Source organism: Paraburkholderia sediminicola, assembly GCF_046030555.1.
Classification (GTDB): Bacteria; Pseudomonadota; Gammaproteobacteria; order Burkholderiales; family Burkholderiaceae; genus Paraburkholderia; species Paraburkholderia sediminicola_E.
In genome coordinates, this window is the sequence record NZ_JAQQCH010000015.1 from 57,735 (window position 1) to 76,301 (window position 18,567).

17 protein-coding genes are annotated in these 18,567 nt (G+C 59.6%); 7 read left to right on the forward strand and 10 right to left on the reverse strand.

The features are described 5' to 3' along the window. Positions 1-143: 143 nt before the first annotated feature. From PQQ52_RS21410 to PQQ52_RS21430, 5 genes are all read left to right on the forward strand, one after another. Entirely contained in the window at positions 144-1,301 is a 1,158-nt protein-coding gene (locus tag PQQ52_RS21410) for an ABC transporter ATP-binding protein (protein ID WP_408215508.1), read from the forward strand. An 11-nt stretch (positions 1,302-1,312) separates the two neighbouring features. Then, a complete protein-coding gene (locus tag PQQ52_RS21415; RefSeq protein WP_408215510.1) occupies positions 1,313-3,307 on the forward strand; it encodes a beta-galactosidase in 1,995 nt (664 codons plus the stop codon). A gap of 74 nt (positions 3,308-3,381) precedes the next feature. Next, positions 3,382-4,635: an ABC transporter substrate-binding protein gene (locus tag PQQ52_RS21420; RefSeq protein WP_408215514.1), complete on the forward strand. Its 1,254-nt coding sequence runs from the start codon at positions 3,382-3,384 to the stop codon at positions 4,633-4,635. Between the two features lie 63 nt (positions 4,636-4,698). Beyond that, the gene (locus PQQ52_RS21425; protein ID WP_408215517.1) at positions 4,699-5,697 is read left to right on the forward strand and encodes a carbohydrate ABC transporter permease; all 999 of its coding nucleotides are present in this window, start codon (positions 4,699-4,701) and stop codon (positions 5,695-5,697) included. Positions 5,698-5,707: 10 nt separating this feature from the next. Next, positions 5,708-6,559, forward strand: a complete 852-nt coding sequence (locus PQQ52_RS21430) for a carbohydrate ABC transporter permease (protein WP_408215521.1) — start codon at positions 5,708-5,710, stop codon at positions 6,557-6,559. A gap of 36 nt (positions 6,560-6,595) precedes the next feature. On the opposite strand, the gene PQQ52_RS21435 is transcribed toward PQQ52_RS21430, so the two are convergent. The 5 genes from PQQ52_RS21435 to PQQ52_RS21455 all read right to left on the reverse strand — a co-directional run bounded on the left by PQQ52_RS21435 (position 6,596) and on the right by PQQ52_RS21455 (position 11,306). Continuing rightward, a complete protein-coding gene (locus PQQ52_RS21435; protein WP_408215524.1) occupies positions 6,596-7,783 on the reverse strand; it encodes a porin in 1,188 nt (395 codons plus the stop codon). A gap of 85 nt (positions 7,784-7,868) precedes the next feature. Next, complete coding sequence (locus PQQ52_RS21440) at positions 7,869-8,582, reverse strand: ABC transporter permease (protein WP_408215527.1); 714 nt, start codon at positions 8,580-8,582, stop codon at positions 7,869-7,871. Further along, the gene (locus PQQ52_RS21445; RefSeq protein ID WP_408215530.1) at positions 8,579-9,268 is read right to left on the reverse strand and encodes an ABC transporter permease; all 690 of its coding nucleotides are present in this window, start codon (positions 9,266-9,268) and stop codon (positions 8,579-8,581) included. The genes PQQ52_RS21440 and PQQ52_RS21445 overlap by 4 nt, the downstream gene beginning before the upstream one ends. 28 nt (positions 9,269-9,296) lie before the next feature. Next, entirely contained in the window at positions 9,297-10,085 is a 789-nt protein-coding gene (locus PQQ52_RS21450; RefSeq protein WP_408215533.1) for an ABC transporter substrate-binding protein, read from the reverse strand. Positions 10,086-10,112: 27 nt separating this feature from the next. Next, entirely contained in the window at positions 10,113-11,306 is a 1,194-nt protein-coding gene (locus tag PQQ52_RS21455) for a M20 aminoacylase family protein (RefSeq protein ID WP_408215536.1), read from the reverse strand. Between the two features lie 164 nt (positions 11,307-11,470). Here PQQ52_RS21455 and PQQ52_RS21460 point away from each other — a divergent pair, with 164 nt between their 5' ends. Beyond that, positions 11,471-12,424, forward strand: a complete 954-nt coding sequence (locus tag PQQ52_RS21460) for a LysR substrate-binding domain-containing protein (protein WP_408215822.1) — start codon at positions 11,471-11,473, stop codon at positions 12,422-12,424. 62 nt (positions 12,425-12,486) lie between these two features. On the opposite strand, the gene PQQ52_RS21465 is transcribed toward PQQ52_RS21460, so the two are convergent. From PQQ52_RS21465 to PQQ52_RS21485, 5 genes are all read right to left on the reverse strand, one after another. Further along, complete coding sequence (locus PQQ52_RS21465) at positions 12,487-13,107, reverse strand: energy transducer TonB (protein ID WP_408215539.1); 621 nt, start codon at positions 13,105-13,107, stop codon at positions 12,487-12,489. A gap of 157 nt (positions 13,108-13,264) precedes the next feature. Then, the gene (locus tag PQQ52_RS21470) at positions 13,265-13,663 is read right to left on the reverse strand and encodes an ExbD/TolR family protein (RefSeq protein ID WP_408215541.1); all 399 of its coding nucleotides are present in this window, start codon (positions 13,661-13,663) and stop codon (positions 13,265-13,267) included. After that, positions 13,660-14,307, reverse strand: a complete 648-nt coding sequence (locus tag PQQ52_RS21475; protein ID WP_408215544.1) for a MotA/TolQ/ExbB proton channel family protein — start codon at positions 14,305-14,307, stop codon at positions 13,660-13,662. Before PQQ52_RS21475 ends, PQQ52_RS21470 begins: the two co-directional genes overlap by 4 nt. A 27-nt stretch (positions 14,308-14,334) precedes the next feature. Next, the gene (locus PQQ52_RS21480; RefSeq protein WP_408215547.1) at positions 14,335-16,680 is read right to left on the reverse strand and encodes a TonB-dependent receptor; all 2,346 of its coding nucleotides are present in this window, start codon (positions 16,678-16,680) and stop codon (positions 14,335-14,337) included. A gap of 302 nt (positions 16,681-16,982) precedes the next feature. Further along, the gene (locus PQQ52_RS21485) at positions 16,983-17,894 is read right to left on the reverse strand and encodes an NAD(P)/FAD-dependent oxidoreductase (protein WP_408215550.1); all 912 of its coding nucleotides are present in this window, start codon (positions 17,892-17,894) and stop codon (positions 16,983-16,985) included. A gap of 173 nt (positions 17,895-18,067) precedes the next feature. Between PQQ52_RS21485 and PQQ52_RS21490 the strand changes: the two genes are divergently transcribed. After that, the gene (locus PQQ52_RS21490; RefSeq protein ID WP_408215553.1) at positions 18,068-18,502 is read left to right on the forward strand and encodes an Rrf2 family transcriptional regulator; all 435 of its coding nucleotides are present in this window, start codon (positions 18,068-18,070) and stop codon (positions 18,500-18,502) included. The last annotated feature ends 65 nt before the right edge of the window (positions 18,503-18,567 follow it).

The window sequence follows — 18,567 nt, forward strand, 5'->3', positions numbered from 1 at the left end:
AGGCGCGGCACCATTTGCCGCACAGACAAAACGATATCGGAGACAGGTAAGGCCTCACGATCGCTTGCGATCGATTTTTTAGGCTTGACTGATTAAGCGCTTAATCTCCGACATCGAGCCAATTAAATCACGGAGTCGAAGCGATGGCGAGCATTTCGTTGAAAGGCGTGCAGAAGGCGTATGGCGACGGCGCGCTGGTGATCCGCGACGTCGATCTGGAGATTGGGGAAAACGAGTTCTGCGTGTTTCTCGGTCCGTCCGGCTGCGGCAAGTCCACCTTGCTGCGCATGATCGCCGGCCTCGAAGACTTGACCGACGGCGACCTGTCGATCGCCGGCCGCCTCGTCAACGATGTACCGGCGGCGCAGCGCGGTGTGGCGATGGTGTTCCAGAGCTACGCGCTGTTTCCGCATATGACCGTGTTCGAGAACATGGCATTCGGCCTGAAGCTGGCTAAAACCCCGAAACACGAAATCGACCGCAAGGTGCGCGAAGCTGCACGCATCCTGCAACTGGAGGCCTTGCTCGAGCGCCGGCCGAAGGCACTGTCCGGCGGCCAGCGTCAGCGTGTGGCGATTGGCCGGGCCATCGTGCGTGAACCCGGCGTGTTTCTGTTCGACGAACCTCTCTCTAACCTCGACGCGACGCTGCGCGGCCAGACCCGCGTCGAAATCGCACGACTGCATAAGCAGTTCGCCAAAGCCAGCGTCGTGTACGTCACTCACGACCAGATCGAAGCCATGACGCTGGCCGACAAGATCGTGTTGCTGCACGCCGGCAAGGACACCGAGCGCTACGGCAGCATCGCGCAGATCGGTGCGCCGCTCGAGTTATATCACCGTCCCAGGAGTCGCTTCGTCGCCGGTTTCATTGGTTCGCCGCGCATGAACTTTTTGCCGGGGCGGGTGGCGTTGGTCGATCCGCAGGGCGTGGTTATCACGCTCGATCACACCGACGAAAACGTGCGTGTGCCGGTCAGCGGTGAAGGGCTCCAGACGTCGCAAGCCGTCACGCTAGGCGTACGACCTGAACACCTGGAATTTATCGATGCGGCCGCGTCTGCAAACGCACAGGACGCCGTTCTGACTCGCACGGTATCCCTCGTCGAACAGCTCGGCGAGCATAGCTACGTCCACCTCGATCATCCCGGCGCTGCCGCGCTGATCGCCAAGGCGCCGGGCGACACACGCCTCGTGCCGGGTGACCGCGCGAGCTTGCGCGTGCCGAGCCGCGCTTGCCATTTGTTTACCGAAGACGGCTTTGCCGCCGCTTCGCTCGAATCCGTCGAACACTACGCATAAAGGACATTCGGATGCGCCTTGGAGTCTGTTATTACCCGGAACACTGGCCGGAGTCGATGTGGGAAGACGACGCCCGCCGGATGAAGGCACTCGGCATCGAGCAGGTGCGGATCGCCGAATTTGCATGGAGCCGGATGGAGCCGACGCCTGGCGAATACGACTGGGGCTGGCTGGATCGCGCGATCGACGTACTCGGCGCGGCTGGTCTGCAGGTCGTCATGTGTACGCCGACGGCGACGCCGCCCAAGTGGCTGATCGACCGTCATCCGGACATTCTGCCGATCGGTGCCGACGGCCGCCCGCGCGCCTTCGGCTCACGTCGTCATTACGATTTCTCGTCGCCTTCGTATTTTGCCGCCTCGCAGCGGATCTGCACGGCAGTCGCCGAGCGTTACGGCAAGCATCCGGCTGTCGCGTACTGGCAGACCGACAACGAATTCGGTTGCCATCACACGGTGGTCAGTTATTCGCCGGCGGCAGTGGGGCGCTTTCGCGAGTGGCTCAAGGCGCGCTATCAAACCGTCGAAGAACTGAATCGTGCGTGGGGCACGGTGTTCTGGAGCATGGAATATCGCAGTTTCGCCGAGATCGACGCGCCGGTGGCGACGGTCACCGAAGCGCATCCGTCGCACCGGCTCGATTACCGGCGCTTCGCCTCAGATGAAGTGGCGCGCTACAACCGCATGCAGGTGGAGATCATCCGCGCGCATTCGCCGGGGCGGCCGGTCGCGCACAACTTCATGCAGCTCTTTTCCGAGTTCGATCACTACAAGGTGGCGGCCGATCTCGATGTGGCGGCATGGGACAGCTATCCGCTCGGTGGACTCGAAGAGCAGTGGTTTGCGCCGGAAGTGAAGGCGCGCTGGTTGCGCAGCGGGCATCCCGACTTCGCGTCGTTCAATCATGACGTGTACCGCGGCATGTCGAAGCTGCCGTTCTGGGTGATGGAGCAGCAGCCGGGGCCGGTGAACTGGGCGCAATGGAATCCTGCGCCGCTTCCTGGCATGGTGCGGCTGTGGAGTTGGGAGGCGTTCGCGCACGGCGCGGGCTGTGTGTCGTATTTCCGCTGGCGTCAGGCGCCGTTTGCACAGGAACAGATGCACGCCGGTTTGAACACGCCTGACAACCGGCTCGACGTCGGCGGCAGCGAAGCTGCGCAGGTCGCTGACGAGATTCGCACGGTGCTCGCCGCGAACGCCGATGCCAATGCCGTGATTCGATCGAAGGTCGCGCTCGTCTACGACTACGAAGCGAAGTGGCTCTTCGAGATTCATCCGCAAGGGGCGGACTTCCACTATCCGCGCTTCGCATTCGAGTATTACTCGGCGCTGCGCTCGCTCGGGCTCGATGTCGATATCGTGCCGGTTGATGCGCCGCTCGACGGCTATCGTCTGATTGTCGTGCCGCCGTTGCCGGTTGTGCCCGCCGATTTCGTCGCCCGGCTTGCGAGCTCGGGCGCGCAAGTTGTGCTGGGTCCGCGCACCGGTTCGAAGACTCAGGATTTACAGATTCCGGCGAATCTGCCGCCGGGCGCGCTCACCTCGGTGATGCCGCTGCGGGTGTGGCGCGTTGAATCGATGCGGCCGAATGTAACCGAAGCAGTGCGGCTGGCAGACAGCAAGGACGCGGTCGCGGAAGACGGCGTGGCGCGCCACTGGCGCGATTTCATCGATGTCGGCAGCGATGTAACGAACGCACTCCACGTGCGTGCGTATTTCGCGGACGGTCACCCTGCCTACGTGAAAAGCGGCGCGTTTCATTATCTCGCGAGCCTGTTCGACGACGCGCTCACCGCCCGTCTGTTCGAGCAGATCGCCGGGGAGGCGGGCATCGACACGCTACCGCTCGGCGACAGCGTACGCATCAGCCGTCGTGGCGCGCTGACCTACGTGTTGAACTACGGCGAGCAGATCCACACGCTTGCCAATGTCGCCGACGATGCTTTCGTAATCGGCTCCCGCGCTATCGAACCGCAGGGTGTGGCCGTTTATCGATCGAACACATGATTTGAAGCGCTGAACGAAGGATTCCATGCAGTAACAACAACGACGCAAAATCAAGGAATAAAGGAGACGGCAATATGGCACTGAAACCTCGCAAGATTCTGCTGGCACTCGCGCTCGCCGCGGCGGCCGCAGGCACATCCGTTGTCAGCACGGCGCAGGCCGGCACGCTCGCGGTCAACATCGCGTTCAAGGGCGCGAGTCAGCGCGCTGTCTGGCAGTCGATCATTGACGAATTCAAGAAAACGCATCCGGGCACGGACGTGAAGGTGTCATTCGTCGATGAGGAAGCGTACAAGGTGCAGTTGCCCGGTTGGCTCTCCACTGTCGCGCCCGATATCGTCAACTGGCATGACGGCGAGCGGATGGCGTATTACGCGCAACGCGGCCTGTTCGACGATCTGAGCGGCGACTGGGCGAAGAACGGTTGGAACGACATGTATGCGTCGACGAAGGAAGCGTCGTCGTATAAGGGCAAGCAGTATGCCGCGCCAACCGTGTATTACTCGTGGGGCATGTTCTATCGCAAGGATCTGTTCCAGAAGGTCGGCATTACCGGCGAGCCGAAAACATGGGACCAGTTCCTCGACGACTGCAAGAAGCTGAAAGCAGCGGGCATTACGCCGATTGCAGTGGCTGGACGTGATTCGTGGACGCTGGCCGGCTGGTTCGATTATCTCGACCTGCGCCTGAACGGCAACGCGTTCCATCAGAAACTGATGGCGGGCGACATCGCGTACACCGATCCGCGCGTGAAAAAGGTCTACACGACGTGGAAACAACTGATCGACGCCGGCTATTTCATCGACAACTCGCTCTCCTACGATCTGGATTCGGTGCAGCCATTCCTGTTCCAGGGCAAGGCCGCGATGATGCTGATGGGCACCTTCATCTCCGCCGGTTTTCCGCCGAACGTGAAACCGGAAATGGGCTACTTCCAGTTCCCGATCATTGACGCGAGCGTGCCGACGGCTGAAGATGGTCCGGTCGAATCGCTGCATATTCCCTCCAAGGCGAAGAACAAGGCGGACGCGCATGCGTTCCTCGCGTTCGTCGAGACACCGGAAAATGGCGCGAAGCTGGCAGCCGGTCTTGGCTCGCTGTCGGCGAACAGCAAGTCGCCTGAGCCTGAGGATCCCATTTCGAAGATCGGCTTCCAGATCCTCTCGAATACGAAGGGCGGTATTGCGCAATTCTACGATCGCGACATGACGAAGGAAATGGCCGATGAAGGAATGAAGGGGATGCAGCAATTCGTTTCCGATCCTTCAAAGCTTGACGACGTGCTCGCGCAACTCGAGCAGACGCGCAAGCGGATCTACAAGAAGTGAGCGGTGGCGGCCCGTTGATGGGCCGCCCGCTTAAGTGCCAACTCGCCACGTTCGATCGGGAGAATGATCGTGTCGCACTCCGTCACCCGTCACACTGTTGGTGGCCCTGCCGAACCAGGCGGTTCTGGCTTTCCTGCGCCGGGCGGACCGGCTTCGGGCGGTGCATTGCGCGGTGGGCCACCTCGTGTGGCACGCCGTCGCCGTCCATCGCCGACCGCGCGCCGGCAGCGGCGAGCCGCCTTTCTGTTTCTCGCGCCGGCCTGCGTGATGGTGGCGATTTACGTCGTGTGGCCAATCATCTCGACCATCCACCTGAGCTTTTTCAACTGGGATGGGATGACCGACCCGTCTTTCGTCGGCATCGCCAATTATGTTGAGTTATTCCATACGCAGACGTTCTACACTGCGCTGAAGAACAATCTCATCTGGCTGCTGCTGTTTCTGCTTGCCCCGCCGATGGGGCTCGCCGTCGCGCTCTATCTGAATCAGGCGGTGGCCGGTATTCGCATCGTCAAATCGCTGTTTTTCGCGCCGTTCGTTTTATCGGGCGTGGTGGTCGGTTTGATCTTTTCGTGGTTCTACGACCCGACCTTCGGCCTGCTGGCGGTGATTCTCGGGCACGGCGTGCCGGTGCTCGGTGATCCGCGCTACGCGACCCTCGGGATCGTGTTCGCGGCACTGTGGCCGCAAACGGCGTATTGCATGATTCTCTACCTGACCGGCCTGACGTCGCTGAACGCCGAGCAGATCGAGGCTGCGCGAATGGAGGGCGCGCGCGGCTGGTCGATGCTGTGGCACGTGATCTTGCCGCAATTGCGGCCGACCACGTTCATGGCGATCGTTGTCACGGTGATCGGCGCGTTGCGCAGCTTCGATCTGATTTCGGTGATGACCGGCGGCGGGCCGTTCGAAAGTTCGACCGTGCTTGCGTATTACATGTATGACCAGGCGATCAAGTATTACCGCGTCGGCTATTCCGCGGCGGTGGCGGTCGTGCTGTTCGGGATCATGCTCGTGTATATCGTTTATCACTTGCGCCGCATGCTGCGCACCGAGCAATAAGGAGCCGATCATGTTTCCAATCCCGATCGACAAATGGAAGCCGGTGACACGCCGCGCGTACAAACTGACGTTGCCGCTCGCGCTGCTGATCTGGCTGCTGCCCATGATCGCGGTTCTTGTGACTTCGGTGCGTTCGACGGAAGAACTGAGCGAGGGCAACTATTGGGGTTGGCCAAAGCATTTCGCGATGTTCGATAACTATCGCGAGGCGTTGACGACCTCACCGATGCTGCATTACTTCTGGAACAGCGTGCTGATTACCGTGCCCGCGGTGGTCGGCTCGATTGCACTCGCGGCGATGGCGGGATTCGCGCTGGCCATCTATCGGTTTCGCGGCAATTCGGCATTGTTTGCGACGTTTGTCGCGGGCAATTTTGTCCCGGTGCAGGTGTTGATGATTCCGGTGCGGGATCTCTCGTTGCAGCTCGGCTTGTTCAATACGGTGGGCGCGTTGATCCTGTTCCATGTGTCGTTTCAGACTGGATTTTGCGCGCTCTTTCTGCGGAATTTCATTAAGCAACTGCCGTTTGAACTGGTTGAAGCCGCACGGATTGAAGGCGCCAATGAATGGACCGTGTTCTTCAGGATCGTATTGCCTTTAATCCGTCCCGCACTTGCGGCTCTCGCGATTCTTGTGTTCACGTTCGTGTGGAATGACTACTTCTGGGCCTTGTGTCTGACACAAGGCGACGATGCCGCACCGATTACCGTAGGCGTTGCGGCATTGAAGGGGCAGTGGACCACCGCGTGGAATCTTGTGTCCGCCGGGTCGATTCTTGCCGCGTTGCCTTCGGTCGCCATGTTCTTTGCGATGCAGAAGCACTTTGTTGCGGGGTTGACGTTTGGGGCGACGAAGGGGTGAAGGGTGCGCGAGAGCAACGCACCCGCTGGATTTGAGTTAGAACGTATGCCGGATTGCCGCGCGAACGACAATCTGGCTCGACGACGAAGACAGGTCCTGCGCGCCGGGCACGTATGCCTGATCCAGCGCCGATCCGGTTGCGTCGCCGGCGATCTTTTGAAAGGCGCCCTGGACGTAGACATCGGTGCGCTTTGACAGGTTGTAGTCCGCCATCAAGCCGACTGTGTGAATCTTCGGTCGTACGCTGCCTGTCGTTGCGTCGTAGTTCTCCAGCGTATAGACGTATTGCGCGCCCACGAAGAACGCCGGCGTGAACTGATATTTACCGTTCAGTTCAAAATTCTGATATTTCAAGCTGGTCAATGTCCCGCCTGCGAGTGCACCGCTAGTCGGCTCGATGCTCTCCTGCGCGCTGAGGTAGGCGACATTCGCGACCGGGTTGCTGATGTTCGTGTTGGTATAAACGAAGCCAACCGTCGCCGGGCCCATTGTGTAGTTGATCCCTGCGCCAAAGATGCGCAAGCGCTCCGATTGAAAATTCGCGTCGGCTGCGATGGTTGAACCTGACCCGGCAATGGCGCCGCCGGACGTCGATCCCGGATTGTCCGCGTTCAGATAGGCCGCAGCAATCAATAACCCGCCGTACGTGTACTGTGCGCCAACGCTTAACTGCCGGTTGTTGGCGAAGCCCGTGCTGTTGCTGAAGCTATAGGTGCCGCCGAACTGGAAGCCGGCAATATCCTGACTCGCATACTTGATCGTGTTGTTGACGCGGAACGTGTTATCCGTGTTGTCGTTGTCGAATGGATGCGATAGCAGATAACCACCCCAGTTGCCATTGGCTGTCGTCAGCGCAAGATAGTCGACCACCGAATCATATTGGCGGCCTAGCGTCACGGTTCCGTACCGCTCGCTTTCGATACCGACATACGCCTGGCGTCCAAATCCGAGGCCGCCTTGCGCGAGTTTGCCGGTGTTGACGTTGAAGCCGCTTTCGATCTGAAAGATCGTCTTGAGGCCGCCACCCAGATCCTCGGCGCCTTTCAACCCCCAACGACTACCCTGTGCATAGCCACTTGCCATTTCATACACGTGATTTCCGCCAACGTTATTCGTGAAGTCGAGTCCCTCGTCAATCACGCCGTACAGCGTTACGCTGCTCTGTGCAAATGCCGACGTTGCAAATGTTGACGCTATTGCGATAAAAACGAATTTATTATTCACTTCGCCATCCTGAATGTTTAAAGTTTTTTTTAATACTCGATTGCTATTGACCAACCCGACGATTTTCTGGAGCGGCAATGCACCGTCATCCAGCTCGTGGCTTCAGATACGCCAGAAGGCGTCGCTCAAGCTGCCGAAACATCCAGACCAGGGCGAAAGCGACCATTGCATACAGCAGCGCGGCAATCCCAAAGGCCTCAAATGATGCATACGTTGCCGAATTGACATCACGGGTCACTTTCAGAATGTCTGGAATCGTGGCGGTGAACGCGAGCGTGGTGGAGTGGAGCATCAGAATCGCTTCGTTGCCGTACATGGGTAACGCACGCCGCAGCGCCGAAGGCAGAATGATTCGCCGGTAGACGGTCAATGTGGACATGCCGACCGCGAGCGCGGCTTCGATTTCTCCGTAGGCGGTCGCCCTGATCGATCCCGCAAAGATCTCTGTGGCGTAAGCGCACTCGTTCAACGCAAACGCCAGCAATGTGCAGTTCATCGCATCGCGAAAGAATGCGTCGAGCAACGCATGCGAATGCACGACATGCAAGCTGTACAGTCCCGTATAGCAGATGAGTAATTGCACGTAGAGCGGCGTTCCCCGAAACACGTAGGTGAACAGCCAGACCGGTATCGACAGGAATCGATGACGCGAAGCACGGGCCACGGAGAGCGGCAACGCCAACATGAATCCGAGGCCGAGCGACGCCACGAGAAGCCACAATGTGACCGCGAGCCCCGTGAACTGGAAGCCGTCGGTGTACAGGTAGTTTTGCCAGTACTGGCGAACGATATCGATCATGCCGGCGCGCGCCTCACACCCACGGAATACCGTACAGCGAGCCGCCACAACACTGCATTGGACACGGTTGTGATTGCCAGATAAATCGCACCGGCCGCGACCGTGAACAGAAAGAAATCCTGCGTCGACTTGCCGGCATCCTGTGACGCCTTGACGACATCCGAGAGCCCAATGATCGACACTAGCGCAGTTGCCTTGACGATAACCTGCCAGTTGTTGCCGATTCCCGGCAACGCCAGTCGCATCATCTGTGGAAACATGATTCGAGTGAACACCTGCCAGCTGGACATGCCGAATGCCATGCCCGCTTCCAGTTGTCCCCTCGGTACGCCCATGAACGCGCCACGGAATGTCTCGGTGAAATACGCGCCGTAAATGAAGCCAATCGTGACGACACCTGCCGTGAATGGATCGATATCCATTTGTCTAAAGCCAAACGCATCAGTGATGTGGTTCAGCGCGATCTGGATGCTATAGAAGAGCAACAGCATCAGCACGAGATCCGGCACCGCCCTGATCAGCGTCGTGTAGGCGACACCGACCCGGACGATGTAGCGGCGGCTGGACAGTCTGGCCGCTGCCCCGCAGAGTCCGAGCACGAACGAAACAAGTAGCGACAGCAGCGCGAGCTTGATCGTTTCGCAGGTGCCGGCGACGAGAGCCGGCCCGAAGCCTCCGAGTATCATTTTGTCTCCTGTTATGGCTCAGGCCGGCTCACTTCGCGCCGTAGATATCGAAGTCGAAGTACTTCCGGTTGATCCGCGCATAGGTTCCGTTTGCCAGCACGGCAGCCAATGCCTGATTGAACGCATCGCGCAATGCGACATCCTCTTTGCGGAGGCCCAGACCGTCGCCCTGACCGAAATACTTCGGGTCGTCCAAAGCGGGGCCGGCGAACTTGTAGTCCTTACCCTCGGGCTTCTTCAGAAAACCGTCGCTCGCTTCGATCGACGCCTGAAAGGCCGCATCGAGCCGTCCCGAGATCAGATCGGTGTAGACCTGGTCCTGATTCTGGTAAGAGACGATCTGTACGCCAGCCGGTTGCCACTGTGCTCTGGCGTAGTCTTCCTGACTCGAACCCTGTTCGACGCCGACACGCTTGCCTTTTAGCGAAGCGGCGGTCGGCAGCAGATCGGAGTCGCGCTTGACAACCAGGCGGGCCGGTGCGTTCGAGATCTTGTTCGTGAACGCAATCTGCTGCATACGCTTGGGTGTGATGGTCATCGACGAAGAAATCGCGTCGAACTTTCTCGCCAGCAGCCCGGGGATCATGCCGTCAAAGCTGGTTTCGACCCACACGCACCGCGCGTGAAGCTCGGCACAGAGCGCATTGGCGATATCCACGCCAAAACCGGTCAGCTTGCCGTCGGGCGTCTTGAACTCGAGCGGCGGGTAGGTCGGATCCACCGCCAGCCTGATCTCCTTACCGGACCAGTCGGCGGCACTGGCGCTACCAGACAAGGCCATCAAAGCAAACGAGATCGCTGCAAATGCCTTCTTCATATGTTTCTCCTCACCGTCGTTGTTGAATTAGTTCTGTTCCGTGCGAACAGGGTTTGCCAGAAAGCGCTCGGTCAACTTGACCCAGTAGGTGGCGCCCACCGCGAGGCAGTCGTCGTTGAAGTCGTAGCCGGAGTGATGGAGTGCGCAACTGCGTTCACCGTCGCCATTGCCGATCACGAGGTAGCTGCCTGGACATTTTTCGAGCATGCATGCGAAGTCCTCGCTGGCCGTGAAGGGTTCGAGGTCGTCAATGATGGATTGCGTGCCGAACCAGTCCGCAGCCACCTGGCGCGCGAAATCCGTTTCTCTCGCGTGATTGATCAGCACCGGATGACAACGGAAGTAGTCGATCTCCGCATGCGCGCCAAAACTTGCCGCCTGCCCGTGCACGAGTTCGTGAATCCGGCGTTCAAGCAGGTCGCGCACATCCGGCGCAAGCGCCCGGACAGTCAGCAGCATATGCGCCGATGAAGGGATCACATTCGACGCGACGCCCGCATGAATCGAACCGACGCTGATGATGGCCAGATCGCGCGGGCTCACGTTACGTGACACGATACTTTGCAGCGCCGTTACGATCGACGCGCACACGACGATCGGATCGACCGCCTTGTCCGGTACGGCACCGTGGCCGCCGCGACCCACCACTCGTACGGTAACGGTGTCAGCGGACGCCATGAATGCACCCCTAAAGAAGCCCAGATGGCCGGCCGGATACCCGGGGACGTTGTGGAGAGCGAATACGGAATCGCACGGAAAGCGTTCGAAGAGGCCGTCTTCCATCATCTTTTGCGCGCCGCCGAGGCCTTCTTCAGCGGGTTGGAAAATCAGGTTCAGCGTGCCGGAGAAAGCGCGCGTTGTGGCCAGGTATTTTGCCGCAGCCAACAACGTGGCCGTATGCCCATCGTGGCCGCAGGCGTGCATGACGCCGTCGTTCCGGCTGGCATAGGGCAGGCCCGTCGTCTCGTGAATGGGAAGCGCGTCCATATCGGCGCGTAACCCAAGGGACGGACCATGTCCGTTCTTTAACGTGCCCACCACGCCGGTTTGTCCCACGCCGCGTGTGACCTGATAGCCCCACTGGCTCAGGCATTCGGCGACCAGCTCACTGGTCGCGACCTCCTGAAGGCCGAGTTCCGGATACGCGTGAATGCGGCGGCGCAAGCCGATCATTTCCTCCTGAATGGCCGCGATACCGGGCAAAACGAAGTCTTGAACCATCGATGAAGTCCTTGGAAGAGCGGGCAGACCCGATCGTCGCGCCACGCCGGTTGGGTTTCGGGCAACGCAACTGTCTGCACTGGTCGGAATGCTATGCAGCTAAATTTCGAGGGTGAAGCCGCAGTTTTGTTATGCTGACAACCATTTGTTGTCGGGGTGGTTTCATGAAGATTCATCAACTGCAGGCGTTAGTCGCGAGCGCGGAAACGGGCAGCATCAGAGCGGCCGCGCGATCATTGGGGATTTCTCAGGCCGCTGTCACGCGCGCGCTGCGCGAACTCGAAGCCACCGAGCAACTGCCGCTGCTGATACGTGCGCCAGCAGGAATCAGCTTTACCGAATATGGCAAGGCATTGCTAACACACGCGCGGCTCGTCCTTAATCAGCTGGAGCACGCCCAGAACGACCTGGCAAGACTGCGTGGCCGGGCGGAGGGGCGGCTTAGTGTTGGCGTGACACCGTGGATCACGTTGACGTTTCTGGCCGAGACAGTATTGTTGTTTCGCAAGCGGATGCCTGATATTCAACTGGAAATTTTCGAGAGTCTGATGGCTGTCGCGCAACCGCTGTTGCGTGCCGGTGACATGGACTTCGTGATCGGGCAGGTGCATCCGTCTACCGCCACTCAGGAGTTTTCCTGTGAACCGGTTTTGAACTACGAGACGGCCGTGATGGTTCGTCGGGGACATCCGCGTCAGGGCTGTCGTTCGATTCACGATTTGCTCGACCAGGACTGGGCGCTGAATTTCGCGCCTGACGGGCAGGACGCGCTTATCGACTATCTGTTCACGCGCCATGGCGCGCGGATCGACGGGAACCGCATCGTACGGGCTCATTCGCTAGGGACCCTGCAGATGCTGGTGGAACGTGCCGACATGTGCACATGGTGCCCAACCGTCCTCCAGACGGCGCCCCTGTTTCAAGGCCAGATGGTGGCGCTGGCACTGAAAGAGAAATTCGATTCGCGACAACTGAGCATTGTCACGCGTCGAAATAGCACGCTCGGCGGCGCGGCCCATTGCTTTATCGAGTGTCTGCTGCAAGTGATCCGCAAACATGCACGATCGGCAAAAAAAGAGGACGTGGCGCTGTTTGACACCTTGACCTTGCTGGTCTGAACATCGGAAAACCGCAGGGGTGATGCGGTCATGGCGAGCTCGGACGCATCACCGTCAGCACACTAGTTCACATTGAAATGCACACGGATGTCCTGCCGGCTTTCTACCGGATGCCCGGCCTGCATTGCCGGAAAGAACCGCCATTTGCGCAGCGCGTCAAGGAGGATCTGGTTGAGTCGCGGGTTGGACGTCGGCTTGATGAGATCGACTTCGACTGAGCCATCGACGTGAATCGCGAAGCGAGCCGTCGCGACGGTTTGATACGCCTGCTCGCGCAAATCGTCGGGGAGTTCCGGTAACGGTTGGGAAAGGGCGTGCGCCGTGGCATCACCGGATGACCTGGTGTTTGCGCTTTCTTCCGAAGGTGCAGTAGCGTGCGCAGGCGGCTCGGCTGACGGTTTCGCTTCTTCCGTTGGCGGTGCCGATTGAGGCGATTGGGCCGGCTGAGCCGATTGGGCCGATTGGGCCGATTGAGGCGATTGGGCAGCTGGCACAACGCTTTGCGCCGATCGCACATCTGGCTTCGAGGGCACAGGTGACGTCGCGCGTGCTTGTGTGGCGACGTGAGGGCGCGGATCGGCAGGTTGTCGTGATTTTGCCGGAGTGATCGGAGCGTGCGTAATCGGAGCCACAGAAGCATCCGCAACCGGCGCCTTCGGCGGATCGAGTTCCACCACCTGCATCTCGAGTGGCCTGACAGGGGCATGTGCAGGCGCCGATGGACCCAACCAACGTCCCAACTGAAACAGGAACACGATCCATACGACTAGCGCGACCAGCACCGCTAGCGCGATCCGTACTGGCGGAGAGTCGTCGACAGCGACCGCGAAGCGCATCCGGCTATTCACGATGCACGGCGATCAGAAACCGCTCAGCGCCGGCGCGGCGCGCGGCCAGCATCGCCTGAACGACCACGCCGTGGCCCGCTGCGTCGTCAGCGGCGATTACGACATTGCCGTCGGGTTGCAGCAGACGTTTTACCGTCGCCTCGATCTGATCGAGCCGAACGGCCTGACGATTCACGAACACCTCATTGCGATTGTCCACCGAGATTGTCAGCGGCTCATGGGCCGTCATTTGCTGCGCGTGGCCGGCTGGGAGCTCGACTTTGAGTGCGTCGAGTCGCTGCATCGCGAGCGACGCGAGCATGAAGGTCGCCAGCAGAAAGAACATCACATCGATCATCGGAATGATTTCGATGCGACCACGCTTCGCCGCGCGCGAGCGCCTGAACTTCACGGCTGCGCTCCCACCGGCGGGGCGGCAAGGCGGATTTCGCTGAGCCGCGCATTCGCGAACGACTCGAGCTCGTCCATGAGGCGTTCAAGCCGGCGGGAGAAATAGTTGAACGCAAAGAGCGCGAACAACGCGACCACCAGGCCAATCGCGGTTGCCACCAATGATTGCGCCACGCCACCGGTCACGCCGCCGGGATCGACGAGACCATCGCCGCCGAACAACTGGAACGAATGCATCATGCCGACGATGGTGCCCAGCAGACCCAGCAAGGGCGCCGCCGTCACGATGGTTTCCAGCACCCAGAAACCTTTGCTCATGTCGCGTTCGATTTGCGAGGCGACCGATTGTGCCTTTGCCTCGCGTAGCCACAGCGGTACAGAAGGATCGGGCGTCCACGGCGCGCTCATCCGCCTGAACGCGTTCTGACTGGAGGCATCCTTTAGGCTGCCGGCCCAATCAAGGGCTGATCCGGGTGCCGCGATTTCGTCTGTGTCACGCAGCGCGCCCGGCAAACGGCCAAAGCGCAGAAACACATAGATGCGGTCGAGGGCGATCGCGACCGCCAGAATGGCGAGTATCGTCAGCGGATAGATGACCCATCCGCCTACGCGTACCGCCGCCAGAACGCTTGCCCAATCTTGCATGACCTACCTCTTCATAGCCTGACGGAATTAGAAATGCTTGGTGATGCCGGCATAGACGGCGAAATGTGGGCCATATTGCGGTGCGCCAACGCCGATGCCCGATCCATCGCGCAATTCGTAGACGCGATTGAACGCGTTGATCACGAGCAGGCTTGCATCGAATTTGCCGATGAGCGGCTGGTTAAAGTGCTGTATCACACCGAGATTGACTTGTGCATAGAGCGGCAGCCGGTCGGTGTTCGCAAAGCCGCTACGCAAACCGCTTCCCACCAGTCCATCGAAAGTGAAGGTTGTTCTGCCGAAGTCGTAGGTTCCGCCGAATGACGCGGTGATGCGCTGGTCGTGATCCAGATAGACCCAGTGATTGTTGATATAGGCGAGTTCCGCCGGGTCGAAATTGAACTGTGCGGAGTCGATCTGGGTTCCCTGCGCGCGGCTCCACGCGATATTCACATACGCGGATACGTTGCCCTGTTTGTAATTGGCCGTGAACTCGACCCCATACACACGTCCCTCCCGGTAGTTGAACGGGGTGAAGATGAGCGCGGAGCCGAACTGGCCTTCGTCGAGCAGGTTCGTCGATTTCTTGTAGTAGGCGTCGAGCCCGACCGTCACGTTCGACCCCAGGCGCTGGGTCACACCGAGATCGAAATAATGGCTGCGTTCCGGTTGCACCTGATCGTTCTGGCTCGATGGACTCTGGTTGGTCGTGCCATTGAAGCGGCTGATGGTCGAGCCGAATACCAGCTCGAACGCGGGCGGCGTGAAATAGCGCGAGTAACCGGCGTGGAAGGTCGTAGACGGCGTCAGCGTATAAACGAGGCCAATACGAGGGCTGAGCTGGCTTGCGCTGACATATTCGTCCATCTTGTCGTAACGCAGACCATAGTTCAGCGTGAGCTTGTCCGTGATTTTCCATTCGTCCTGCACGTAGGCGCTGTACAGATAACCGGTCTTGCTGCTGGAGTCCTGAATATTGAAGGGCTGATCGGATAACGGGTTGCCGTTACTGTCGGTCGCGAACACGTTGACGCTGTCGTCGAACACCGCATGTTCCTGCTGGAAGAAGATGCCCGCGCGGATCGTATGCTTGTCGTTCAGCCGCCAGGTCGTGTCCACTTGTGCGCCATTGGCCGAGTTGCTGTGAAAATCCTGCGACGCCACGCCGTTAAAGAGCAGATCGCCGACCGGATCGGGATTGAATTGCGTCCGCGTGTAGCGCGTAAAGAGAGCGACCTGGTAATCCAGTGCGCCGCCATTGGTGCCCTGAAGCGCCACTACGGCGAAGTTGTTCAACTCCGATTGCGTTTCGTTCAGTTGGCTCGAATTGAACGTGTTGTTGCCGTTGAGCGTGAAGTGGGTCGGCAGGCCGGGTGTATTGGGAATCTCGAACTGGTTGCTCGTCGTGCCGAACATCACACTCACGCGCGTGAGCGGATTGATGATGTATGACATGTAGCCGAACGCATCGCCCTGGCGGGTGTGGTCGTGAATCGCGTTGGCACTGGCGGTGGGATTTTCGATCCCGAGGTTGTTCATACCGACCGAGCCGCTGAAGTAGTAGCTGAGCGGCCCCTGAGTGCCGAATACATCCGCGCTGGTCTTGATGGTCTGATGGCTGCCGCCGAATACGTCAATGGATCCGCCGTTGCCTGCGCCACCCGTTTTCGTGCGAATGTCCACCACGCCTGCAGTGCGATAGCCGTACTGCGCCGGCAAGGCACCGGTGAGCAGGTTCACCTGGTCGATGATGCGGGTGTCGAGTGTCTGACCGAAACCACTGATCGGCTCGGGAATGATGATGCCGTTGATGCGATATTGCAGGTTTGCGTGGTCGCCGCGCACGTGCAACTGGCCGTACGAGTCGCTTGCCACACCGGGCGCCTGCAGCAACACCTGGTTCAGCGGCGTATCTTGCCCCGCGGGCAGCGCATTGATATCGGCCTGGCTGAAGCGGTACACGCTACTGCCGGTTTCTGGCAGCAGCCCGTTGCGAGCTTGATCGAGGCGCCTGGCGTTCACCTGAACGTCGAGTGTGTCGCTTTGAGTGAGTTTGACGCTCACCGCGCTTTCTGCACCCGCCGTCGTGGTGGCTATGCTGTTGCCGCTCGCGAATCCCGATGCCGTAACGACGATCGCATACGTGCCCGGCGTCACATGGCCGATTGCAAAACGACCTTCTGCGTCCGTCTTCGCCTCATTGACTGCGGCGCCGCTCGCGTTCTGAACGCTGACGGTGGCGTTTTGGACGGGCTTGCCCGCCGCGTCGGTGACGGCGCCCGTCACCGAGCCTTCGTCGGGCGCGGCATGGGCATGGGCAGCGATTGCGAACAGCAGCAGGGCTGCGTGGGAGACGCGCGTGCGGTTTTTCATCTTGGTTTATTTGAGGTTGACCACGGGATGGATGCGTTTCCGTCTTGTCGACGTTCTTCTTGAGTGCGATCGGGATGACAGGGCGTGCGCTTACCGATCCCGATCAAGCGGGATCCTTGCCGTCTTTCTGTTTTTAGGAATGTTATATCATTACATTTAAAGGCAAAAATAACAACCGGACGGAAGGCGCCACGAGCGAGATGGGGAAGTGAGGAGGGTGTTCGAGGCGTGAGCGGGGCCCGGATTCGGGCCGCCATAGTGCGCCGTAATGATGTAGCACGGAGTGCGTGCCGTGATCGTGCTTAGTTGTGCTTTGGCATCGCCAACGAATGGTGCGCACCGACGCCCGCCATCACACCGGCCGCGGACGCAAACGTCGCGTTGGTCATCTTGTTGGCTATGTCGCCTGCGGCATAAACGCCCTCGACCGTCGTCTGCTTCAGATCGTCGACCCTGATCACGGCGCCAAGCGGACCGTCATCGAATGCACATCCGAGTTGCTCCGCGAGTGAGCTGCTCATGTGCGTTCTGGGCGCGACGAACAATGCGTCGATCGCGACAACCCGGCCATCGGCGAGCCTAAGCCCTTCGAGTTCTGGTGCTTGGCCGAGTAGTTCCGTCACCGGTGAGCGCTCGATGCGAACATTGCGTGCGGCCAGTTGTGCGATCTGCTCGGCGTCGGGTTCGAAGGTACCCTGGGTGAAATACGTTGTCGGACCCCATTCGGGAACGAGAAGCGCCTGATGAACGGACAGCGCGTGACTGCCCAGCACGCCCAGACGCCGGTCCTGAACTTCGTACCCGTGACAATAGGGGCAGTGCAGCGCCGTCGTGCCCCAACGTTCCTGCAATCCAGGTATGGATGGCAACTCGTCCCGCACGCCCGTAGCGAGAATGAGCGGGGAAGCGAATTCAGTCCGGCCGTCCGAAAGCGCGACAGAGAAAGCATTGTCGGTCCGTCGAGCGCTGACAGCCTCGCCTTTGACCCATTGAACCGTTGGGTAGGCCGCAAGCTGTAAAGCGGCTTCGCGAATGATCTCCGCAGGCGGCTTGCCATCCTGGCCGAAGAATCCATGAGCGTGCGAAGCAAATCGATTGCGCGGAAATCCGGCGTCGACCACGAGAACTTTCCGCCTGGCGCGCGCCAGCTGCATGGCAGCCGACAAGCCAGCAAAGCTACCGCCCACAACAATCACATCATGCTGCGTATGCATTTCCTCTCTCCTGTATCACGCCGACGCTCACGCTTATCGGTCTTCGCCAAACTGACGCCGGCAGTTTCATGAAACATCATGAGTTGCATGATAGGGCGGTGTTATACTTCACGCAACTCTTAATGTTGCGTGAGTGGGGTGGTCCGCTATGCTGCTTGAACACGAGGCGATAAATGAGAACGGATAGCCGCCTGTCGCGGATGCTGCATGTCCTGATTCACATGGATCGGCACGATGGTCCGCTGACGTCTGAAACGATCGCGCAGATGCTTCGCACTCATCCCGTTGTGGTGCGGCGAATGCTGGCTGGTCTAAGAGATCAGGGCTACGTGCAGTCGGAAAAAGGGCACGGGGGTGGTTGGGTTGTGTCGATAAATCTGGATGAGCTAACGTTATTGGATGTCTATCGGGCAGTCGGCGAGCCGCCGATTTTTTCCGAATTGCTGACGGACGATCACCCCGAGTGTCTCGTCGAGCAAGCCGTCAACGCCGGTTTGTCAGAAACGATTCGAGAGGCTGAAGCTGCGCTGCTTGCACGGTTCGGCGAAATTTCAGTCGGGATGCTGGCGCGCGATTTCGACGAACGGTTTGCCCGCAGCAGCCGATGACCCGCATGTCGCAAAGTCATCGGCGAGCGTGCGGGTGTTCGCATCAATCTTTCTGCGGGCTCAAT

Bases quoted from the DNA above. Each gene is read 5' to 3' on its own strand.
- PQQ52_RS21410 (WP_408215508.1), top strand. From the start codon at position 144: ATGGCGAGCATTTCGTTGAAAGGCGTGCAGAAGGCGTATGGCGACGGC.
- PQQ52_RS21415 (WP_408215510.1), top strand. From the start codon at position 1,313: ATGCGCCTTGGAGTCTGTTATTACCCGGAACACTGGCCGGAGTCGATG.
- PQQ52_RS21420 (WP_408215514.1), top strand. From the start codon at position 3,382: ATGGCACTGAAACCTCGCAAGATTCTGCTGGCACTCGCGCTCGCCGCG.
- PQQ52_RS21425 (WP_408215517.1), top strand. From the start codon at position 4,699: ATGATCGTGTCGCACTCCGTCACCCGTCACACTGTTGGTGGCCCTGCC.
- PQQ52_RS21430 (WP_408215521.1), top strand. From the start codon at position 5,708: ATGTTTCCAATCCCGATCGACAAATGGAAGCCGGTGACACGCCGCGCG.
- PQQ52_RS21440 (WP_408215527.1), bottom strand. From the start codon at position 8,582: ATGATCGATATCGTTCGCCAGTACTGGCAAAACTACCTGTACACCGAC.
- PQQ52_RS21445 (WP_408215530.1), bottom strand. From the start codon at position 9,268: ATGATACTCGGAGGCTTCGGGCCGGCTCTCGTCGCCGGCACCTGCGAA.
- PQQ52_RS21450 (WP_408215533.1), bottom strand. From the start codon at position 10,085: ATGAAGAAGGCATTTGCAGCGATCTCGTTTGCTTTGATGGCCTTGTCT.
- PQQ52_RS21455 (WP_408215536.1), bottom strand. From the start codon at position 11,306: ATGGTTCAAGACTTCGTTTTGCCCGGTATCGCGGCCATTCAGGAGGAA.
- PQQ52_RS21460 (WP_408215822.1), top strand. From the start codon at position 11,471: ATGAAGATTCATCAACTGCAGGCGTTAGTCGCGAGCGCGGAAACGGGC.
- PQQ52_RS21465 (WP_408215539.1), bottom strand. From the start codon at position 13,107: ATGCAGGTGGTGGAACTCGATCCGCCGAAGGCGCCGGTTGCGGATGCT.
- PQQ52_RS21475 (WP_408215544.1), bottom strand. From the start codon at position 14,307: ATGCAAGATTGGGCAAGCGTTCTGGCGGCGGTACGCGTAGGCGGATGG.
- PQQ52_RS21480 (WP_408215547.1), bottom strand. From the start codon at position 16,680: ATGAAAAACCGCACGCGCGTCTCCCACGCAGCCCTGCTGCTGTTCGCA.
- PQQ52_RS21485 (WP_408215550.1), bottom strand. From the start codon at position 17,894: ATGCATACGCAGCATGATGTGATTGTTGTGGGCGGTAGCTTTGCTGGC.
- PQQ52_RS21490 (WP_408215553.1), top strand. From the start codon at position 18,068: ATGAGAACGGATAGCCGCCTGTCGCGGATGCTGCATGTCCTGATTCAC.